15 protein-coding genes are annotated in these 18,650 nt (G+C 74.5%); 6 read left to right on the forward strand and 9 right to left on the reverse strand.

All coding sequences use genetic code 11. The annotated features are described in order from the left end of the window. Positions 1 to 49: 49 nt before the first annotated feature. A complete protein-coding gene (gene aroF / locus LG943_RS13965; protein ID WP_270072694.1) occupies positions 50 to 1,108 on the reverse strand; it encodes a 3-deoxy-7-phosphoheptulonate synthase in 1,059 nt (352 codons plus the stop codon). Positions 1,109 to 1,444: 336 nt separating this feature from the next. On the opposite strand from aroF, the gene LG943_RS13970 reads away from it, so the two are divergent. After that, a complete protein-coding gene (locus LG943_RS13970) occupies positions 1,445 to 2,047 on the forward strand; it encodes a molybdopterin-dependent oxidoreductase (protein ID WP_270072695.1) in 603 nt (200 codons plus the stop codon). Positions 2,048 to 2,196: 149 nt separating this feature from the next. Here the strand turns inward: LG943_RS13970 and LG943_RS13975 are convergent, their stop codons facing one another. The 5 genes from LG943_RS13975 to LG943_RS13995 form a co-directional block, all read right to left on the reverse strand. Further along, a complete protein-coding gene (locus LG943_RS13975) occupies positions 2,197 to 3,852 on the reverse strand; it encodes an FAD-dependent monooxygenase (RefSeq protein ID WP_270072696.1) in 1,656 nt (551 codons plus the stop codon). A 165-nt stretch (positions 3,853 to 4,017) separates the two neighbouring features. Further along, a complete protein-coding gene (locus LG943_RS13980; RefSeq protein WP_270072697.1) occupies positions 4,018 to 4,644 on the reverse strand; it encodes an acyl-CoA-like ligand-binding transcription factor in 627 nt (208 codons plus the stop codon). A gap of 107 nt (positions 4,645 to 4,751) precedes the next feature. Further along, positions 4,752 to 5,894: a MacS family sensor histidine kinase gene (macS, locus tag LG943_RS13985; RefSeq protein WP_270072725.1), complete on the reverse strand. Its 1,143-nt coding sequence runs from the start codon at positions 5,892 to 5,894 to the stop codon at positions 4,752 to 4,754. 264 nt (positions 5,895 to 6,158) lie between these two features. Continuing rightward, complete coding sequence (locus tag LG943_RS13990) at positions 6,159 to 7,055, reverse strand: hypothetical protein (RefSeq protein WP_270072698.1); 897 nt, start codon at positions 7,053 to 7,055, stop codon at positions 6,159 to 6,161. Next, positions 7,052 to 7,825: an alpha/beta hydrolase gene (locus LG943_RS13995; protein ID WP_270072699.1), complete on the reverse strand. Its 774-nt coding sequence runs from the start codon at positions 7,823 to 7,825 to the stop codon at positions 7,052 to 7,054. Before LG943_RS13995 ends, LG943_RS13990 begins: the two co-directional genes overlap by 4 nt. Positions 7,826 to 8,134: 309 nt before the next feature. On the opposite strand from LG943_RS13995, the gene LG943_RS14000 reads away from it, so the two are divergent. Next, on the forward strand, positions 8,135 to 9,025 hold the full coding sequence (locus tag LG943_RS14000) for a lysophospholipid acyltransferase family protein (protein WP_270072700.1): 891 nt from the start codon (positions 8,135 to 8,137) through the stop codon (positions 9,023 to 9,025). Positions 9,026 to 9,596: 571 nt separating this feature from the next. Next, on the forward strand, positions 9,597 to 11,537 hold the full coding sequence (locus tag LG943_RS14005) for a carbohydrate-binding module family 20 domain-containing protein (RefSeq protein ID WP_270072701.1): 1,941 nt from the start codon (positions 9,597 to 9,599) through the stop codon (positions 11,535 to 11,537). A 144-nt stretch (positions 11,538 to 11,681) separates the two neighbouring features. Here LG943_RS14005 and LG943_RS14010 read toward each other — a convergent pair whose 3' ends face one another. The 3 genes from LG943_RS14010 to LG943_RS14020 all read right to left on the reverse strand — a co-directional run bounded on the left by LG943_RS14010 (position 11,682) and on the right by LG943_RS14020 (position 14,245). Next, on the reverse strand, positions 11,682 to 12,398 hold the full coding sequence (locus LG943_RS14010; RefSeq protein WP_270072702.1) for an endonuclease/exonuclease/phosphatase family protein: 717 nt from the start codon (positions 12,396 to 12,398) through the stop codon (positions 11,682 to 11,684). 238 nt (positions 12,399 to 12,636) lie between these two features. After that, positions 12,637 to 13,587 carry an ROK family glucokinase gene (locus tag LG943_RS14015; protein ID WP_270072703.1) on the reverse strand — a complete coding sequence of 317 codons (951 nt, stop codon included), beginning with the start codon at positions 13,585 to 13,587 and terminating at the stop codon, positions 12,637 to 12,639. Between the two features lie 214 nt (positions 13,588 to 13,801). Continuing rightward, positions 13,802 to 14,245 (reverse strand): hypothetical protein, encoded by a 444-nt coding sequence (locus tag LG943_RS14020; RefSeq protein WP_270072704.1) that lies wholly within the window; start codon positions 14,243 to 14,245, stop codon positions 13,802 to 13,804. A gap of 360 nt (positions 14,246 to 14,605) precedes the next feature. Between LG943_RS14020 and LG943_RS14025 the strand changes: the two genes are divergently transcribed. From LG943_RS14025 to LG943_RS14035, 3 genes are all read left to right on the forward strand, one after another. Next, positions 14,606 to 16,402 carry an AMP-dependent synthetase/ligase gene (locus tag LG943_RS14025; protein ID WP_270072705.1) on the forward strand — a complete coding sequence of 599 codons (1,797 nt, stop codon included), beginning with the start codon at positions 14,606 to 14,608 and terminating at the stop codon, positions 16,400 to 16,402. A 296-nt stretch (positions 16,403 to 16,698) separates the two neighbouring features. Then, positions 16,699 to 17,268, forward strand: coding sequence for a UbiX family flavin prenyltransferase (locus tag LG943_RS14030; protein ID WP_270072706.1), 570 nt, complete (start codon positions 16,699 to 16,701; stop codon positions 17,266 to 17,268). Beyond that, positions 17,265 to 18,629, forward strand: a complete 1,365-nt coding sequence (locus tag LG943_RS14035; RefSeq protein ID WP_270072707.1) for a UbiD family decarboxylase — start codon at positions 17,265 to 17,267, stop codon at positions 18,627 to 18,629. The genes LG943_RS14030 and LG943_RS14035 overlap by 4 nt, the downstream gene beginning before the upstream one ends. The last annotated feature ends 21 nt before the right edge of the window (positions 18,630 to 18,650 follow it).

Raw genomic sequence — 18,650 nt, forward strand, 5'->3', positions numbered from 1 at the left:
GGGGCCGCCGTCGTGTGCCACGTGCGAAGGGACAGCCCAAGCGACGCCGTCAGACCCCGGCCGGCTCCGGCCGGGCGGCGGGCGACGGCGCGGGCGTGAGGGTGCGGCCCAGCAGCGCGGGCAGCGTGGCGGCGATGTCGGCCAGCTCGGGGATGTCGGAGTCCACCAGCGCCTGCGGGCCGTCGCACAGCGCGGTCTCGGGGTGGGGGTGGACGTCGACGATGATGCCGTCGGCCCCCACCGCGATGGCGGCCCGCGACAGCGGCAGCACCAGTTCGCGCTTGCCGCCCGAGTGCGAGGGGTCCACGATCACCGGCAGGTGGGACAGCCGCTGGGCGACCGGCACCGCGCTGATGTCCAGGGTGTTGCGGGTGGCCTTCTCGAAGGTGCGGATGCCGCGCTCGCACAGCACGATGTCGAGGTTGCCGCGCTGGGCGATGTACTCGGCGGCCATCAGCCACTCCTCGATGGTGGCGTTCATGCCGCGCTTGAGCATGACCGGGCGGCCCGCCTCTCCGGCCGCCTGGAGCAGCGCGAAGTTCTGCATGTTGCGGGTGCCGATCTGGAGCATGTCGGCGTAGCCGGCGACCAGCTCGACGTCGGCGGCGTCGACCACCTCGGTGACGATCGGCAGGCCGGTCTCGGCGCGCACGTCGGCGAGGATCTTCAGGCCGGTCTCGCCCAGCCCCTGGAAGGCGTAGGGGGAGGTGCGGGGCTTGTAGGCGCCGCCGCGCAGCAGCGCCGCGCCGGCGGCCTTGGCCATCTGGGCCGCCCGCAGGGTCTGGTCGGGGGTCTCGACCGCGCACGGCCCGGCGATGACGGTCATGTGGTCGCCGCCGATGGGCACCCCGGCCACCCGCACGGTGGAGCGGGTGGGGTGGTTCTCGCTGCTCACCAGCTTGTAGGGGACGCTGATGCGCAGGACGTCGCTGACACCGGGCATGGCACGCAGGTCCAGGGTCTCGAACTGCGCCACGTCGCCGACCAGGCCGATGATGGTGCGGCTCACGCCGCGCGTGACGTAGGCCTCGCCTCCCGCGCTCGTCACGAGGGCGACGAGGTTGTCGATATGTTCGGGTGTTGCTCCTGGTCCCATGACGATGACCATGGTGGTTGTCCCTTCGGCGTCGTGTGCGTCCGTGGCCGGACGTGGCTGTCGTGCTCGGGCGCACCGGGTGCGGTCCGGGACCGGACCGGCCCGTGAGACGCGAAAGAGCCCCGGGCCGGTGACCGGCCCGGGGCTCTTCGATGTCGTCCGTGTCAGCGCAGCGCTTGGCGGGCGACCGTCCTAGCCGTGGGCCGGTAGCCATAAAAGCGCCAAAAGCTGAGCTGCATGGAAGCGACTATAGCGCACCACGGTGAGGGGCCGGGCAGCTGAGGGGGCGGGTGGAGGGCCGGGACGGCCCTGGCAGGATGTGAGGGAGAGCGCACCGAGGAGAGCCGATTGTCGGAACAGCCGCTGCCGCCGGGGCAGTACGTACCGCGCGAATGGCCCGCCCTGCACTACGGGCCCGTGCCGCGCTTCCGGCCCGAGCGGTGGGACCTGCGCGTCTACGGGTTCACCGAGAACCTGGGCGAGTACCGGTGGACCTGGCCGGAGTTCGACGCGCTGCCGCGCGTGGACAGCGTCTCGGACTTCCACTGCGTGACCAGGTTCACCATGCCCGAGGTCCCCTGGAGCGGGGTCTCCACCCGGACCCTGGTGGAGCTGGCGCCGCCGGCGCCCTCGGTCACCCACGTGCTGGTGTGGGCGGAGTACGGCTACAGCGCCAACATGCGCATCGGCGACTTCCTGGCGGCCGGGGTGCTGCTGGCCACCCACCGGGCGGGCGCGCGCCTGGCGCCCGAGCACGGCCACCCGGTGCGGCTGGTGGTGCCCCACCTCTACGGGTGGAAGAGCGTGAAGTGGGTGCGGGCGGTGGAGTACCTGACCGCCGACCGGCGCGGATTCTGGGAGGAGCGCGGCTACCACAACCTGGCCGACCCCTGGAAGGAGCAGCGCTACTCCTACCAGGAGGAACCCGGCGACGGACCGCCGCTGGTGTGATGGCGTGACGGTATGACCGGGCGGATGGCGGCGGCCGGACGGTGATGCCGGACCCGGTGGTCGGACACGGCCCGGCGGTGGAACACCGCCGGCGGCCGGACCCGACCTGGTGACCCGGCGCGACCTGGTGACCGGGTCGGTGCGGCACCTCAGGCAGCGGGGCCGAACCAGCGGGCCAGCGCCGCCCGCAGCTCGCCGAGGTCGCGCTCGGCGGGCCGCTCTGCCGAGGACGCCCAGGCGGTGTAGCAGTCGGGGCGCAGCAGCAGCGCGCGGGCCGGCGCCTCGCCGACGGGGCGGGCGGAGACCGCGTGCACTCGGTCCGCCCAGTCCCCGGCCTGGGCGGCGAACGCCCCCGTGCCGGTGAGGTCCAGCAGCAGCGGGCGGGCGTCGGGGGTCAGGTTGTCCAGGGCGCGGGTCGGGCCGCCGTCGACCGGCTCCAGCACGAGGTCCGGCGCCCAGCGCCCCACGAGCGGGTGGGGGTCGGGCGAGTCCGTACCCATGTCGTAGCGGACGTCGGCCCCGGCCATGGTGTCGGCGACGTGCTGGACGACGGCGGGCAGGCGCAGCAGCTCGGCGAACAGGCGGCGCAGGGCGGTGGTGTCCGGGCCGGGGGCGGTCAGGGCGGACTGCGCCTGGGTCTGCATGGTCACCCGCTCGGCGACCGGGCGGCGCTCGGCCTCGTAGGTGTCCAGCAGACCGGGGGCGGCGCGGCCCCGTACCTGGGCGGCCAGCTTCCAGCCGAGGTTGACGGCGTCCTGCAACCCCAGGTTGAGGCCGGGGCCGCCCATGGCGGAGTGCACGTGAGCGGCGTCGCCGACCAGCAGGACGCGGCCCGCGCGGAACCGGTCGGCCAGGCGGGTGTTGCCGCCCGCGATGCGGCGGAGCACGTGCGGCCCGGGACCGGCCGGGGGCGCGAGCGGCACGTCGGCGCCCAGGACGCGGCGCACGCTGTCGCGGACCTCGGCCAGGGTGGGCACCTCGTCGGTCGAGGGCGCGGGGGCGCCGCCGGGCTCGATCCACTCGGTGACGCTGAGCAGCGGGGCCTCGGGGGTGAACGGGGCGAAGGCGATGAGCCCGTGGTCGGTCCGGTGGTGGGCGAAGGCCGGGACCGTGCCGTGACCGGGGACGCCCAGCCCGCCGGTCGCGGGGTCCACGAGCGCGGCCGGGACGCTGACGTGGGCGGTCAGGGTGACGGTGTTGTCGCGGGTGACGCCGGGGAAGCCGATGCCGCTGAGCTTGCGGACGGCACTGCGGCCGCCGTCGGCGCCGACCAGGTAGCGGGCGCGCAGCTCGTAGCCGCCGCGGGGGTGGTCGGCGGCCTCGACGGTGACGGTGACGCCGCCGGGGTCGGTGGCGGGGCCGCTGCCGGGACCGGTGGCGGGGTCGGCGTCCTGGGACAGGGCGGTGAGGGCGTGGCCCCAGCGGATCTCCACGCCGAGTTCGGCGGCCCGCTCGGCGAGCACGGCCTCGACGCGCCGCTGGGGCACGGGCAGGAGGTGCAGGGGGTTGTCGGCGGCCAGGCGCAGGTCCAGCGGAAGCGCGCCGAAGACGTACCTGTCGGTGGGGAGGGGCGGCTCGGTGTCGCCGGTCAGGCGTCGGCCCAGGCCCCGGCGGTGCATCAGCGGCACCACCCGGCCCACGAGCCCGTTGGCCCGGTTGTCGGCCGTGGGGCCGGTGCGCTTCTCCAGCACGACGGGGCGCACCCCGGCCAGGGCGAGTTCGCACGCGAGCATCAGTCCGTTGGGCCCGGCCCCGGCGATGACGACATGGGTGGTGGGCGTGGTGGCGGGTGTGGAAGCGGACATGCGTCGGTCCTCCTGGGACTCGGGCGGATTTCGGGCATGGCGGACGGCGCCCCGGCGCTGCCGGGGCGGTGGAGGGTGACGGGGTTACGGGGAAGGGTGATCTGCGCGGAGCCGGTCGAGGGCGGGGGCCGGACTGCGGGAGGAGTCAGGGAGGGGCAGGACAGGTCAGGGCGGGGGCAGCCCGGCGGAGAGCCGGCTGATGGCGTCGTCCAGCAGCGGCAGCAGGGGGCCGGGCGGGTCGGCCCGCAGCCACCGCCGCATGGCGGCGTGCATGGCGGCGCCGACGGCACCGGCCACCAACTGCGGGTACAGGTCCTCGGGGTCGGTGCCGGTGCGGTCGGCGACCGCACCGGCGAGCGCGTCATGGGCGGCGGCGTCGATCCGGAACAGTTCGGCTTGCAGGGCGGGCTCGGTCAGCATCAGCCGGACACCGGCGATCCAGTGGTCGTTTGGGGTCCGCTCCCCGTCGGAGGGGCGGTCGAGGGCGACCCGCGCCCGCGCGGCGTTGCGCACGGCCGTCCAGAGGGGTTCGGAGTCGGGCCGGGCTCGCAGTTCGTCGGCGATGAGCCGCGCCCGGTCCAACTGGCGCGCGGCGATGGCCTCGCCCTTGCTCGCGAAGTAGTTGTTGAAGGTCCGAGCCGAGACGCCGACCTCGTCGGCGATGTCCTCGACCCGCACGTTGGCGTACCCGCGTTCGACGGACAGCCGGATGGCCGCCCAACTGAGCGCCATGCGGGTCCGCTGCTTCTTCCGCTCCCGGAGCCCCGGAGGGGAGGGGTCGTCGGCGTCCATGCGTTCACCCTACCCCAAAGTTTCCGACCACGAAAAATTTCTGACTCGGAAATTTTTTGGCTCGCCCCGCCACCGCGAGGACACCCGGCCGGGAGGGGGCGGCGGTCCTAGCGGGGCACGCGGAGTTCGATCTCCGTGCCCTGGCCTGGGGCGGTGGTGACCACCGTGGTTCCGCCGAGGTCGGCGATGCGCCCGCGGATGGAGTGGGCCACTCCCATGCGGCCCTCGGCGCATGCCCGGTCCAGGCGGTCGGCGGCCATGCCGGGGCCGTCGTCGCGCACGGTCACGGCAACGGTGTCGCCCTCGTCCTCCACCAGCAGCCACACGCGGGTCTCATCGGGGCAGTGCCGCTCGACGTTGGCCAGTGCCTCGCCGACGGCGGCGTCGATCTCGGTCGCGGCGTGCTGGGGCAGCCCCACCTCCGTGGCCGGGGCCGAGACGCTGACGCGGGACGACGCGCGGCCGCGCAGCAGCGCGGCCAGGTCCTCGGTGGCGGCCGCGTGGATGCCGCCTCCACCGCCCTCGCCCGCTGCGGGCGCGCCGCTCCCCGCCCCGTCGCGCAGGTCGATCAAGGCGCGCAGCTTGGCCTCCTGCTCACCGGCCAGCCGCCCCAGTTCGGCCGCCTCTCCCCCGGCCTCGGCGCCGCGCCGCTGCACCAGGGCCAAGACCTGGAGCACCGAGTCGTGGATGGACCTCGCCAGCCGCTCCCGCTCGCGGGTGCGGGCGGCCAGTTCCACGGCCTCGGTGAAGCGCCGCTCGGCCAGGTGGGCGTAGTTGGCCATGTAGCCCACGGCGTAGCCCGCGAGCATCAGCAGCGCCACGCCGCGCGGCACGGCGGCGGTGATGGTGAGGCCCAGGGCCAGGCGCACGCAGATGTCCACCACCCCGTGGCCGAGGGCCACGCCCAGCGCCCAGCGGCGACCGCCGATCACGGCGGCGGCCAGCGCCGCCCCGGCGAACCAGGTGGTGGTCAGCGGCGGCCCCATCCGCAGGTAGCCCGGCTCCACCACCAGCGCGGTGGCCGCCAGGCAGCCGAACGTCAGGGCGAGGTCGGCGGCCAGCAGCCCCCACGCGCGGCGCGGCGGGTTGGGGCGGGCGTAGAGGTAGGCCGAACCGGCGGTCCAGGCGGCCATCACCACCAGCACGGCGCACGCGCCCAAGGGGTGGGCCAGCAGGTCGCGGTGCTGCACCACCAGCACCACGGCGTAGACCAGCGACGCCACGCGGAACACGGCGATGGCGCGCCACAGGGGCGCGGTGAACCCGGGGCGCGCGGCGGTGGCGGATCCGGTCGGCCCCGCCGATCCCGTGAACGCCGAGCCGGAGGACGCCGAATCCGAGGCCGCCGACGCCGCTCCCGGCCACCACCGCCCTGGCTTCAGCCATGCCCCCGGCCCTGACCCCCGCGCACTCGCGGAACCGGAGGACGCGGTGCCGGAGGACGCCGCGTGCGCGGCCTGCGGCCGGGTGGTGTCTGTCATCAGGGCTGCCGAGGGGTGCGGTGCCGCCGGGCGTCAGACCACGGCGCCGTCGTCGGGCCCGTGGTCGCCCGGCGGGCGGTCGCCCATGCGCACGACCAGCACCACGAAGCCCGCGATGAACGCCGCCACGGCGAGGAACGCCACCCACCCGGGCAGGGACACGCCCAGCAGCATCGAGCCCAGCAGCACCAGCGGCCCGCCGAACAGGCCGCCCCAGGACAGCCGGCTCACGAGGTCGCCCCGGGGCAGGGGCGGCGGCGGGGGCGGGACGTAGTGGTCCTGGGGCTCGGCGTTCTGGGCCGGGCGGACGATCCGGGCGCGCGGTTCGTCGTCGTCATCCGGGTCGGGCTCGGGCTCGCGGGTGTCGAGCAGGTCGCCCGGGTCGGGCACGGAGCCCCGGTCGCGGCCCCGCCCCCGGCCGCGGTCGTCGTCGGCTGCGGCGCGCTCCTCCGCCGAGAGGTTCTCGGCGTCGGGCCAGTGCGGGGTGTCGCCGCCCCGGCCGCCGTCGTCGTAGAAGCGGGCGACGAGGTCGGCCCACACGTCGTCGTCATCCCCGGCGGTGCCGCGCGCGGGGTCGGCGGCGGCCGGGCCGGGGCCCGGAGCCGCCTCGGCGGGCTCGCCGCCCCCGGCCGATCCGCCGGAGTCGGCGGCGGCCGCGCCCCGCTCGGAGCGGTGCTGCTCCAGGTCGGGCAGTTCGGCCCGCAGGATCTCGGCGGCGGCGGCGCGCTGGCGGGCGTCGACGTAGAGGTGGTCGGTGGGCGGGTCGTCGAGGGCGTCGGCGGACTCCAGCGCGCCGTCCAGCGGCATGGCGTAGGCCGCGATGCCCGAGCGCCGCAGCGCGTCGAGCATGAGGTCGGCCAGGGCGGGCGGGAGCAGGATGAGCGGGACATAGGTGTCCGCGAGCAGGCCGTTGCCGCGGCGGTGCGTCATCGCTTCGTCCCTTCCCCGCTCCTGCTGTGCTCGCGGACGAACGCGAGGCTTCCCTCGAAGATGGTCGAGGCGTCGTAGTCCAGGGTGGCCACGTGGTAGCTGTTGTCCAGGGAGTGGACGCGCAGCTCGGCGTTGACCGCCCTACTGGTGAGGATACGCAGACTCCGGGGCCCGACGACATGGTCCTGGGGACTTCGGTAGGCCAGGACGGGGGCGGTGATGGCCGCGAGGTCGCGTTTGGTGTCGCGCCACAGCTTCGGGAGTGTCGCGGCGGCGGCCGTGGGCACCTTGTCATAGGAGCCTTCGCCCACGCCGGGCTTCTTGATGTCCTCGCCGATGCTGTCGGTGGTGGGCAGGATCCGCGCCAGGGCGGGGGCCACCAGCAGCAGCCAGTTCTCCAGGGCGAGGGACGGGTTGACCACCACCACCCCGCACACCTTGTCGGGGTGCAGCTCGGCCAGGCGCAGGGCGAGCGTGCCGCCCATGGACAGCCCCATGACGAAGACCGTGTGGCAGGACTCGTGCAGCCGCAGCAGCGCGTCCTCCACGGTGGCCAGCCACTCGGTGCTGGTGGTGGCGGCCATCTCCTGCCAGGTGGTGCCGTGGCCGGGCAGTAGCGGCAGGTCGACGGTGAGCCCCTCCTCGCCGAGGTACTGGGCCCACGGGCGCAGCGAGGCCGGGCTTCCGGTGAAGCCGTGGCAGAGCAGAACGCCCACCCCGGCGCCGTCGCCGTCGCAGCGGTAGGGTTCGGCGCCCGGGACAGGCAGCATGAGGACTCCTCGGCTCAAGGATGCGCGTATGACCCGACTTTACGAAATTAGTACGCGCCGCGCGTCCCCGCCTACCCCCGGCCGTGTACGGCCTCGCGCCCGTGGTGGCGGGGGTGGCCGGACCGGGCGGAGGGCGCCGCGCGGGACCGCCCACCGTTCCTACCTGCGGGTAACTTTTCCCGATATTGGTAGTCGGTCGCCGACGATGGGAAGATGACCACGATTGTTCGTGGAAGCGTTCGTGGAAGCGGGAAGACCGACGCGGCGGGAACGCCACGGCGCGGCCCGCGTGTCCGAGGGTGAGTGCCGGTGTTCTATTGGGTGGTCAAGGCGATTCTGGGCCCCGTGCTCGCGGTGCTGTGGCAGCCGCGCGCCGAGGGCGTCGAGAACGTGCCCCGGCAGGGTCCGGCGATCATGGTGAGCAACCACCTGTCGTTCTCCGACCACTTCTTCGGCCCGCTGCCGCTCCCGCGCAAGATCACCTTCCTGGCCAAGGCGGAGTACTTCACCGGCACCGGCCCCAAGGGCCTGATCAGCCGGCTGTTCTTCACCGGGGTCGGCCAGATCCCCATCGACCGCTCGGGCGGCAAGGCCAGCGAGGCGGCGCTGCGCACCGGGCTGAAGGTGCTCAAGCAAGGCAAGCTGCTGGGCATCTACCCGGAGGGCACCCGCTCCCCTGACGGCCGGCTGTACCGGGGCCGCACGGGCGTGGCCCGCCTGGTCCTGGAGTCCAAGGCGCCGGTGGTCCCCATGGCCATGATCAACGTCGACAAGATCATGCCGCCCGGCCGCACCATCCCCCGGCTGGGCATCCGGCCCAAGGTCGTGTTCGGCAAGCCGCTGGACTTCTCGCGCTACTACGGCATGGAGAAGGACCCCCGCGTGCTTCGGGCCATCACCGACGAGATCATGTACGCGCTGATGGAGCTGTCCGGCCAGGAGTACGTGGACCGCTACGCGCAGTCGGTCAAGGCCGAACTCGCGGCGGCGGCCAAGGAGGAGCGCAAGGAGCAGCACGCCGACGAGAAGCAGCGCCGGCGCGCGGAGCGGGCCGAGCGCAAGGAGCGCCGCAAGGCCGAGCGCGCCCGCAAGAAGGAGTCGGGCAAGGCGGAGAAGGGCGCGGCGGGCGGCGAGGCCGACACCGACCCCGAGGGCGTGCCGGGTTCGGCCACCGACGAGACGCCGGGGACCGCCGCCTAGGGACCGCCCCCCGGTCCCCGTCCTCGCCCTCCGGCGCCGCCGCGTCGCCGACCTCATAGGGATCACGCGGATCGGCGGTCCGGCGGTCTGGGCGGCCACCCGCCCGGGCCTTCCGACGTTCCTCCGCCAGGCCGCGCGCCTCCCGCGCGGCCTGCCGCCGGTGCGTGACGGGTGGGGCGACCGGCTGTCCGGGCCGACGGCCGTCCCGTGGGTACAGCGCCTCTCCCCCGCCGCGCACGTGGACGCGACATCTCCGGCATCTCCCCGCAAACCCGCGCAAGACTTCCACAAGCTTTCCCTTCCGAGTGCACGTCGGCGGTCGGCGGCCTTCCCCAGCTCAGGCGCCCGCACGCCGTCGCCCAGCGCTTCTGATTCGCCACGCTTCGGCGTACAGCCACGTCACGCCCCCCTCGGTCTCCTCGGCACCCCGGGCTCAGGACGCGACCCGCCCTTCGTAGGGGCATTCCCAAGCCTCCTCCGGCTTGTTACATTCGCCACAGCGCAAGAGTTTTCCGCAATTACATTGAAAACGACGGCGCCGCTTGAGTCCCCCATTTCGCCCGGAGGCGTGATGAAGCAACCACCACGACTCGGCGCGGCGGCGGTCTCCGCCGTCCTCATCGCCACCGCGGCGGCGGCCCTCACCGCGTGGCCCGGCGCGGCCGCCGCCGACCGCGACTCCGACCCCGCACCCCGGCCCCCGTCTTCCGCCGCCGATGCCCCTGCGGCCGCCCCTGCCGCCGACAGCGGCGGCACCGCCGCCCAGGCCAACGGCGACGTCATCGTCCACCTCTTCCAGTGGCGCTGGGAGTCCGTCGCACAGGAGTGCGAGGACGTCCTGGGCCCCAACGGCTACGGCGCCGTGCAGGTGTCGCCGCCCCAGGAGCACGTCGTCCTGGCGGAGGAGGAGCACCCCTGGTGGCAGGACTACCAGCCGGTCTCCTACTCCGTCGACAACACCCGGCGCGGCACCCGCGCCGACTTCGCCGACATGGTGGCGCGCTGCCGCGACGCCGGGGTGAGGATCTACGTCGACGCCGTCGTCAACCACATGACCGGCACGGGCTCCATCGGCAGCGGCCCCGGCAGCGCCGGGAGCACCTACGCCAAGTACGACTACCCGGCGGTGCCCTACGGCGACGGCGACTTCGGCGACTGCCGCCGCGACGTCGCCGACTGGACCGATCCCGCCGAGGTGCAGGGCTGCGAACTCCTGGCCCTCTCCGACCTGGACACCGGCTCGGCGCACGTGCGCGGCGCGATCGCCGACTACCTCAACGACCTGGTCGGGCTCGGCGTCGCCGGGTTCCGCGTCGACGCCGCCAAGCACGTGCCCGCCGAGGACCTGGCCGCGATCTACGCCCGCCTGGACGAGGTGCCCGGCTACGGCGGGCGGCCCTACGTCTTCCAGGAGGTGCTGGACGGCGGCGGCCCGGAGTCCATCCGGCCGCCCGGCTACACCCACCTGGGCGACGTCATCGACGACCGCTACCACAGCCGGGTCGGCGCGCAGATCCGCGACGGCCGGCTGGGCGACGTGCTGGAGACCGTCCGCACGGGCATGGCGGTGGAGTCCGACCAGGCCGTGGTGTTCGTCGACAACCACGACACCCAGCGCTCCGCCCCCTCCATCAGCTACCAGGCCATGGGCCAGCGCCACGTGCTGGGCCAGGCGCTCACCCTCGCCCAGCCCTACGGCACGCCCAAGGTGATGTCGAGCTACCGGTTCGACTCCTCCGACCAGGGGCCGCCCACCACCGGCACCGAGGCGGGCAACCCGGCCGGAGCCCTCACCGCGCCCACCGACTGCTCCGGCGAGCGGTGGTTCTGCGAGCACCGCGACCTGAACGCCATGCCGACCTTCGCCAACGCCGTGGGCGACGCCCCGGTCGTGGAGCGGGCCGAGGACGGCGCGGCGCGGATCGCCTTCGACCGGGGCGAGCGCGGGTTCGCCGCGTTCAACGCCGGAGGGTCGGCGTGGACGCTCACCTCGGCCACCGGCCTGCCCGACGGCCGCTACTGCGACGTCGCCAACGGGACGATCGGCCCGGACGGCTCCTGCGACTCGGCGGGGTACGCGGTGTCGGAGGGCGAGGTCACGGTGACCGTGCCGCCCAACGGGGCCGTCGCCCTGCACGTGGACGCGCTGTGCGCCGAGGGCGCGCCGTGCGCCGAGGACGGCGGACCGCCGGACGAGGAGTGCGCGAACGTCACGGCCGCGTTCAGCGTCCGGGCGCAGACCTGGTACGGGCAGGACGTGCGCGTCGTCGGGTCGGTCCCGGCCCTGGGGTCGTGGGACCCGCAGCGCGGGGTGCGGCTGGCCACGGACGAGGACACCTATCCGACGTGGCGCGGCGAGGTGGACCTGCCCGAGGGCACCGCGTTCGAGTACAAGCTGGTGAAGGTCGCCCCCGACGGCGCCGTGGAGTGGGAGTCGGGCGCCAACCGCGCGGCGGCCGTCGACTCCCCCGACGCCGAGTGCGTGCAGGCGTTCACGGGCGAGTGGCGCTAGCCGCCGCACGCGCGGGCGGTCCCGGCCGGGAGTGGCCGGACGGGACCGCTTCCGGCTGCCGGTTCGGATTGCGCGGATGGTGCGGGCTGCGGCGGCTCAGGCGGCGGTTCGCGCGGCGGATTCGCCCGCGGCTCGGTCGGCGGTTCACGTGTCGCCGTGGAGGGTGATGTCGGCGAGCACCGGCCGGTGGTCGCTGGCGGCGGCCATGTCGTCGGGGTCGGCCAGGTCCACGGGCACCCCCGCGCGCCGCACGTGCACGTCGCCGGAGGTGAACACCCCGTCGATGCGGGTGCGCGGGCGGCGCGAGGTGAAGGTGTCGGCCGCGCCCCAAGGGTGCTCCCCGGCCGCGTCGTGCATGACGGCGGTGATCAGCCGCCAGGCCGACCCGTCGGGCGGGCAGTTGACGTCGGCCGCCAGCACGTAGGGGCCGGGGTTCTCGGCGGCGAAGGCGCCGAGATGGTCCAGCGCCTCCCCGGCGTGGTGCAGCCGCGCCCCGGGGTGCAGGTCGAGGTGGGTGCAGCCGACGAGCAGCGGGTTGCCGTCGATCTTGAGCGCCGCCATGGACAGCGTGCGGGTGTGCATGGCGGGGTACTGGCGCAGGACGCGGTGGCCGATGCGGCGGACCTCGATCCCCGGGCGGCACAGGATCGCCAGGCCGCCGGTGCGTCGGCTGATGGCGGGGACCATGCCGGTGGCGCGGTCGAGTTCGCGCCGCTTGGCCCGCCAGCCGAGCAGGCGCGGCGCCTCCTGGAGGCACACGATGTCGGGGTCGCAGGCGTTGATCACCCGCGCCACGGCGTCCGGGTCGTCGCGCAGAGCGCGCACGTTGTAGCTGAGCACGCGAAGGTCCGAGTTCGACACATCGTGTCCCTACCCTTCTGCGCCGCGTCAATCGCCGCCGACTGCGAGCGTTGGCAGGCACCCCCCGCCGATGGCGGCCGCCGCGGCGACTGTCGGCGCAGGTCGGACGCGCTTCGGGGCGGCAGGGGCGGGCGCGGGGCGCCGTCGGCGGCGGTCCGCCCGGCACCGACCAGGCCACCGTGAACCGGCGACCGCCCGCCCGAACCCGCGCCCGACCTCGGCGCCCCCGACGCGGCCTCTAGCGCAGAGCCAGGTCGGCGGCTCCCACGATGCCTGCGGCCGACCCCATGCGGGCGACGCGGACGTCGGCCAGGCGGCGGGTGGCGCGGCCGCTGACGTTGCGGTGGAAGGAGTCGCGCACGGGGCCGAGGAGGATGTCGCCGGCGTCGGAGACACCGCCGCCGATGACGAACAGGGCGGGGTCGAGGATCGCGGCGAGGTCGGCCAGCCCCAGCCCGACCCACTCCCCCACGGCGCGGAAGCACGCCAGCGCGCCCGGGTCGCCCTCCACGGCGGCGCGGGTGATGTCCGCGCCCTGGATCGCGGTGATGTCGCCGCCGGCCAGGTCGACCAGCCGCGCGGCGCGCGCGGGGTCGGTCCGGGCCAGGTCGTGGGCCTCGCCGACGAGCGCGCGGCCGCTGGCGTACTGCTCCCAGCAGCCGTGGTTGCCGCAGCCGCAGCGGCGGCCGTAGGGCACGACCCGGTAGTGGCCGAACTCGGCGGCCGCGCCGAACCCGCCGCGCTGGATCTCGCCGTCCATGACCACGCCGCCGCCGACACCGGTGCCCAGCGTCACGCAGACGACGTGGCGGCTGCCCTGCCCCGCGCCGAAGCGGGTCTCGGCCCAGGCGGCGGCGTTGGCGTCGTTCTCCACGACCACGGGCAGGTCCACGCGGCGCTGGACGCGCTCCTTGAACGGGTCGTCGGCGAGTCCCAGGTTGGCGGCGAGGACGATGGTGGCGCGGTCGGCGTCGACGAACCCGGCGGTGCCGATGCCCACGGCGGCGGTGTCGGCGCCAGCGCCGCGCCCGCGCAGCTCGCGCACCGCCGCCCCCACGACGTCGGCCAGCGCCTCGGCGTCGCCGAAGGGCGTGGGGTGCTTCACCACGTCGAGGACCCGCCCCTGGGGGTCGACCACTCCGGCGGCCACCTTGGTGCCGCCGATGTCCACGCCGATCGTCGTCCGCATGGCCGGCTCCTTCGTCTGCGTCGCCGCACGCACCGGCGCGGCGGTGGGCGTGCCGAGGGGGCGCGCGCGGGGGTGCGGGCGCCGCCACTGGATTAAACCAGTGGCATAGACCAGTGCCCCACCCCGGCCCCGGGGCGTCCCCCGGGCCGGGCCCGGGGCCGCTCCCCGTGCGCACGCCCGCCCGGCGGACGGTCCCGGCCGGCGCGTACCGGTGTCACTCCCCGCGCGAGATCTGGCGCGGCCCCGAGCCGGTGGTGTCGGCGCCGGTCCCCGCGCCGCCGCGGGCGGAGTCGCGCTGGGCGGCGGCCTCGCGGGCGCGGCGCTCCAGGGTGGTCTCGACCACCTTGAAGGTCTCGCCGAGGGCGCCGGCGAGCGCCATGCCGGCGCGGCCGAGGTGGCCGGCGACCTCGGGGCCCTTCTCGCGGGCGATGCCCAGCAGTTGCTCGACGGGGTTGGGCTCGGGCTCGGGGTGCTGCTCGCGCACGGCCTCCTCCCACACGTCGCCCTTGCGCGGCGGCGCGGAGGAGGGGCCCGCGGCGCCGCGCCGCACGCCGGCCACGATGAGGCGGCGCTGCAAGGCGTCGACCAGCCGCAGGGCGTCGTCGATGATGTCCTGGGATCCCTGGGATCCGGTGGAGTCGCGGTTCGGCTCTGCCATGGTGGTGGTGCCCCTGTTTCGCTGTCCCGGTGGGTCCCGGTGGTCCGGGCGGCCCGGTGGTGGGCCTGATGACGGCTCTGCCCGTCACGTTAGCCGCACCCGGGCGGGTGTGGTCGGGGCGTCCGGGGGAAAACCGGGGGTATCCCGCGCCAATCCCAGGGTTCCCGGACACACCGGACGGGGGCCGGGCGGCCGCGGGCACCGGTTCCCGTTCGCGGTGGGCCACCCGAAGCGCCCCCGCGTTGAGGTCGGATCACTTTCGGGTACCAGACGAGAACTTGTTCTACCCAGCGGTAACGAAAGTTGTTACCTTCTGTTTCGTCCCCTCTCGCAGAACTACGTCCGTCCGGGAGAGAACAGGTGCGCGAATACAGCACTCCGCTGAAGGTCACGGTCGCCGACGACTCGCGGCTGCCCGACACGCTCTTCACCCGGGCCGAGAAGGAGCCCGGAGCCGTCGCCCTCCGCCGCCAGGAGGCCGGCCAGTGGCGCGACGTCACCTGCGCGCGGTTCCGCGACGACGTCGCGGCCGTCGCCAAGGCGCTCATCGCCGCCGGCGTCCAGCACGGCGACCGCGTCGGCCTGATGTCGCGGACCCGCTACGAGTGGACGACCATCGACTACGCGATCTGGTCCGTCGGCGCGGTGACGGTCCCCATCTACGAGTCCTCCTCCGAGGAGCAGATCGCCTGGATCCTCGGCGACTCCCAGAGCAAGGCGGTCTTCGCGGAGCTGCCCGAGCACGCCGCCCGCGTCGAGGCGGTGCGCGGCGAGCTGAGCGGCCTGGCCCACGTCTGGCCGATCGAGGGGCCGGAGTTCGCCGCGTTCCTGGAGACCGGCGCCGACGTCGCGGACACGGTGGTCCACGAGCGCCGCCGCGCCGGCGGCGCCGACGAACTGGCGACGCTGATCTACACCTCGGGCACCACCGGCCGGCCCAAGGGCTGCGAACTGACGCACCGCAACCTGCTGTTCACCATCCTCAACACGATCAACGGCCCGCTGGAGCAGGTCTTCACCATCGAGGGCCGCTCGACGCTGCTGTTCCTGCCGCTGGCGCACTCCTTCGCCCGCATCATCCAGGTCGGCTGCATCGAGTCCCACACCGTGATGGGCCACTTCCCCACCACCGGCCCCGAGGTGATCGACGCGCTGGGGTCGTTCCGGCCGACCTTCCTGCTGGCGATGCCGCGCGTGTTCGAGAAGGTCTACAACAAGGCCGAGCAGCGGGCCACCTCGGAGGGCCGGGGCCGCATCTTCCGCGCGGCGGCCGACACCGCCATCGCCTACAGCCGCGCGCTGGACACCGGGCGGGTGCCCCTGGGCCTGCGGCTGCGCCACGCCCTGTTCGAGCGGCTGGTCTACGGCAAGATCCTGGCGGCCGTGGGCGGTCAGGCGCGCTACGCGGTGTCGGGCGGCTCGGCGCTGGGCGACCGCCTGGGCCACTTCTTCCGCGGGGTGGGGCTCACCGTCCTGGAGGGCTACGGGCTCACCGAGACCTCGGCGCCTACCTGCGTCAACAGCCCGCAGCGCAACAAGGTCGGCACGGTCGGCCCGCCGCTGCCCGGTGTCTCCCACCGGATCGCCGAGGACGGCGAGATCCTGGTGAAGGGCGACCACGTGATGCGCGGCTACTGGGGCAACGAGAAGGCCACCCGCGAGGCGTTCGACGAGGAGGGCTGGTACCGCACCGGCGACCTCGGCGCGCTGGACGAGGACGGCTACCTCACCATCACCGGCCGCAAGAAGGAGATCATCGTGACGGCGGGCGGCAAGAACGTCGCCCCGGCCGTGATCGAGGACCGCCTGCGCGGCCACGCGATCATCAGCCAGTGCATGGTGGTCGGCGACAACCGCAACTTCGTCTCGGCGCTGATCACCATCGACGAGGAGGCGCTGGAGTTCTGGAAGGGGCAGCACAACAAGACCGGCTCGGTCGCCGACCTGGTCGAGGACCCCGACCTGGTGGCGGCCGTCCAGGAGGCGGTGGACGACGCCAACAAGGCGGTCTCCCGCGCGGAGTCCATCCGCAAGTTCGCGATCCTGCCGGTGGACTTCACCCAGGAGGGCGGCCAGATGACGCCCTCGCTCAAGGTCAAGCGGCACGTGGTGGCCCAGCAGTTCAGCGCCGAGATCGAGAAGATCTACGCCGGCTGACCCGCTTCCCGCGGGGCCGAGCGGTCGACGGGCGCGTCCGCGTGCGGGCGCGCCCGTCGGCGTGTGCGGGGCCGTCCGGGGCGGGCCGCGCGGGTACGGGCGCGGCGGCCCGGCGCCCGGCCGACGCGACGCCCCGGTGTCCTCCCAGCTCAGCCGTTGTGAACACGTGATCAAGAAACAGCGCCACACTCTGGCACAAACCGGTCAATCTGGCTACATTCACGCTGCCGACATGATCGCGGGACGTTGCCGCGTGCGGCGGTGGGTCGTTCCAGGTGAAAGGCAGGTGCGCCGCGGTGGGGCGTCGAATAGTGGTGGGGATCAGCGGGGCCTCGGGCGCGGTGTACGGCATCCGGCTGCTGGAGGCGCTGCGGGCCGCCGACGTCGAGACGCACCTGGTCGTCTCCCAGAGCGGCAAGCGCGCCATCGCCGAGGAGACCGACCACACGCTCAAGGACGTCCGCGCGCTCGCCGACGTCGTCCACCCCAGCGAGGACGTGGGGGCGCCGATCTCCTCGGGGTCCTTTTCGACCATGGGGATGGTGGTGGCGCCCTGCTCGGTGCGCTCGCTCGCCGAGATCGCCTACGGCAACACCACCGGCCTGCTCACCCGCGCCGCCGACGTGGCGCTGAAGGAGCGGCGCCGGGTGGTGCTCCTGGTCCGCGAGACGCCGCTGCGCATCACCCACCTGCGGGCCATGGCGGCCGCCGCCGAGGACGGCGCGGTCATCATGCCGCCGCTGCCCGCCTTCTACACCCGCCCCACCAGCCTGGCCGAGGTGGTCGACCACACCGTGGGCCGGGTGCTCGACCAGTTCGGCATCGACAGCGGCCTGGTGCGGCGCTGGACGGGGAGCCGGGCATGACCGGGGCACCGCGCGTGCACGACCTCGCGCTCATCATCGAGGACCTCGACGCGGCCGGCCGCCTGGTGCGCGTGCGCGGCGAGGTCGACCCCCGCCTGGAACTGGCGGGCGTGGCCGCCGCCTTCGAGGGCACCGACCAGGCGGTGCTGTTCGAGCGGGTCAAGGGCCACACCGCGCCCGTCTTCACCGGTCTCTACTGGTCGCGCACCCTGCTCGCCGGACTCCTGGGCCAACCCGAGCCGACCCTGGCCCACTACGTCACCGGGCGGATCGCCCAGTGGAAGGCGCGCCCGGTCCCGCCGGTCGTCGTGGCCGACGGCCCGGTCCTGGAGGTCACCGAGAAGGACCTGGCCGCCCTGCCCGTCCCCGTCCACGCCGAAGGCGACGGCGGCCCCTACATCGACGCCGGGGTGGTCATCGCCCGCGACCCCGAGACCGGGGTGCGCAACGCCTCCATCCAGCGCTTCATGGTCGCCGGCCTCGACACCCTGCACATCAACATCGACGCCGGCCGGCACCTGGGGCTCTACCTGGACAAGGCGGCCCGGCTGGGGAGGAACCTGCCCATCACGGTCAACGTGGGCGTGGGCCCCGGGGTGCACTTCGCCGCCGCCGCGCCCGCCGAGGCCGCCGGCGCCGACGAGGACGAACTGGGCATCGCCTCGGCCTTCCACGGCGCCCCGCTGCGCCTGGTGCCGGGCACGCTCTCCGACGTCGAACTCGTGGCCGAGGCGATGTACGCGCTGGAGTGCGAGATCGTGCCCGGCGCCCTCGCCGAGGAGGGGCCCTTCGCCGAGGTCACCGGCTACTACGCCAAGCGGCTGCCCCGGCCGGTGGTGACCGTCCGCGCCGTGCACCGCCGCGCCGCACCCGTCTTCCACACCATCCTGTCGGGGGCCGAGGTGTGGAACTCGGTGGGGCTGCTCGGCGAGGCCAACATCCTCGACCTGGTCAGCCGGCAGGTGCCCGGCGTCCGCGACGTCTACCTGCCCCACGGCGGCTGCGGCTTCTACCACGCCGTCGTGCAGATGGAGCAGCGGCGGGCCGGGTGGGCCAAGCAGGCCATCATGGCGGCCTTCGCGGCGTTCCCGCCGCTGAAGATGGTCACCGTGGTCGACGAGGACGTCGACCCGCGCGACCCCTCCGACATCGAGTGGGCCATGGCCACCCGGCTGGACCCCGACCACGGGATCGTGCGCATCCCCCGCGCCTACGGGCACGGGCTCAACCCCGGGTTCCCCGACTACCTCGGCACCAAGGTCGGCTTCGACGCGACCCGCCCGGCGCCCCGCACCCCCGAGTACGACCGGGTGCGCTACCGCGCGGTCGACCTCGACCGGTTCGACATCCTGCGGCCCTGAGCCCTCGCCGGCGCGGCGCGG

The organism is Streptomonospora mangrovi, assembly GCF_027604915.1.
GTDB classification, from domain to species: domain Bacteria; phylum Actinomycetota; class Actinomycetes; order Streptosporangiales; family Streptosporangiaceae; genus Streptomonospora; species Streptomonospora mangrovi.

What these genes read in the sequence shown, in the direction of transcription:
- aroF (WP_270072694.1), bottom strand. Translation starts at nt 1,108, where the DNA reads ATGGTCATCGTCATGGGACCAGGAGCAACACCCGAACATATCGACAAC.
- LG943_RS13975 (WP_270072696.1), bottom strand. Translation starts at nt 3,852, where the DNA reads ATGTCCGCTTCCACACCCGCCACCACGCCCACCACCCATGTCGTCATC.
- LG943_RS13980 (WP_270072697.1), bottom strand. Translation starts at nt 4,644, where the DNA reads ATGGACGCCGACGACCCCTCCCCTCCGGGGCTCCGGGAGCGGAAGAAG.
- LG943_RS13990 (WP_270072698.1), bottom strand. Translation starts at nt 7,055, where the DNA reads ATGACGCACCGCCGCGGCAACGGCCTGCTCGCGGACACCTATGTCCCG.
- LG943_RS13995 (WP_270072699.1), bottom strand. Translation starts at nt 7,825, where the DNA reads ATGCTGCCTGTCCCGGGCGCCGAACCCTACCGCTGCGACGGCGACGGC.
- LG943_RS14005 (WP_270072701.1), top strand. Translation starts at nt 9,597, where the DNA reads ATGAAGCAACCACCACGACTCGGCGCGGCGGCGGTCTCCGCCGTCCTC.
- LG943_RS14015 (WP_270072703.1), bottom strand. Translation starts at nt 13,587, where the DNA reads ATGCGGACGACGATCGGCGTGGACATCGGCGGCACCAAGGTGGCCGCC.
- LG943_RS14020 (WP_270072704.1), bottom strand. Translation starts at nt 14,245, where the DNA reads ATGGCAGAGCCGAACCGCGACTCCACCGGATCCCAGGGATCCCAGGAC.
- LG943_RS14035 (WP_270072707.1), top strand. Translation starts at nt 17,265, where the DNA reads ATGACCGGGGCACCGCGCGTGCACGACCTCGCGCTCATCATCGAGGAC.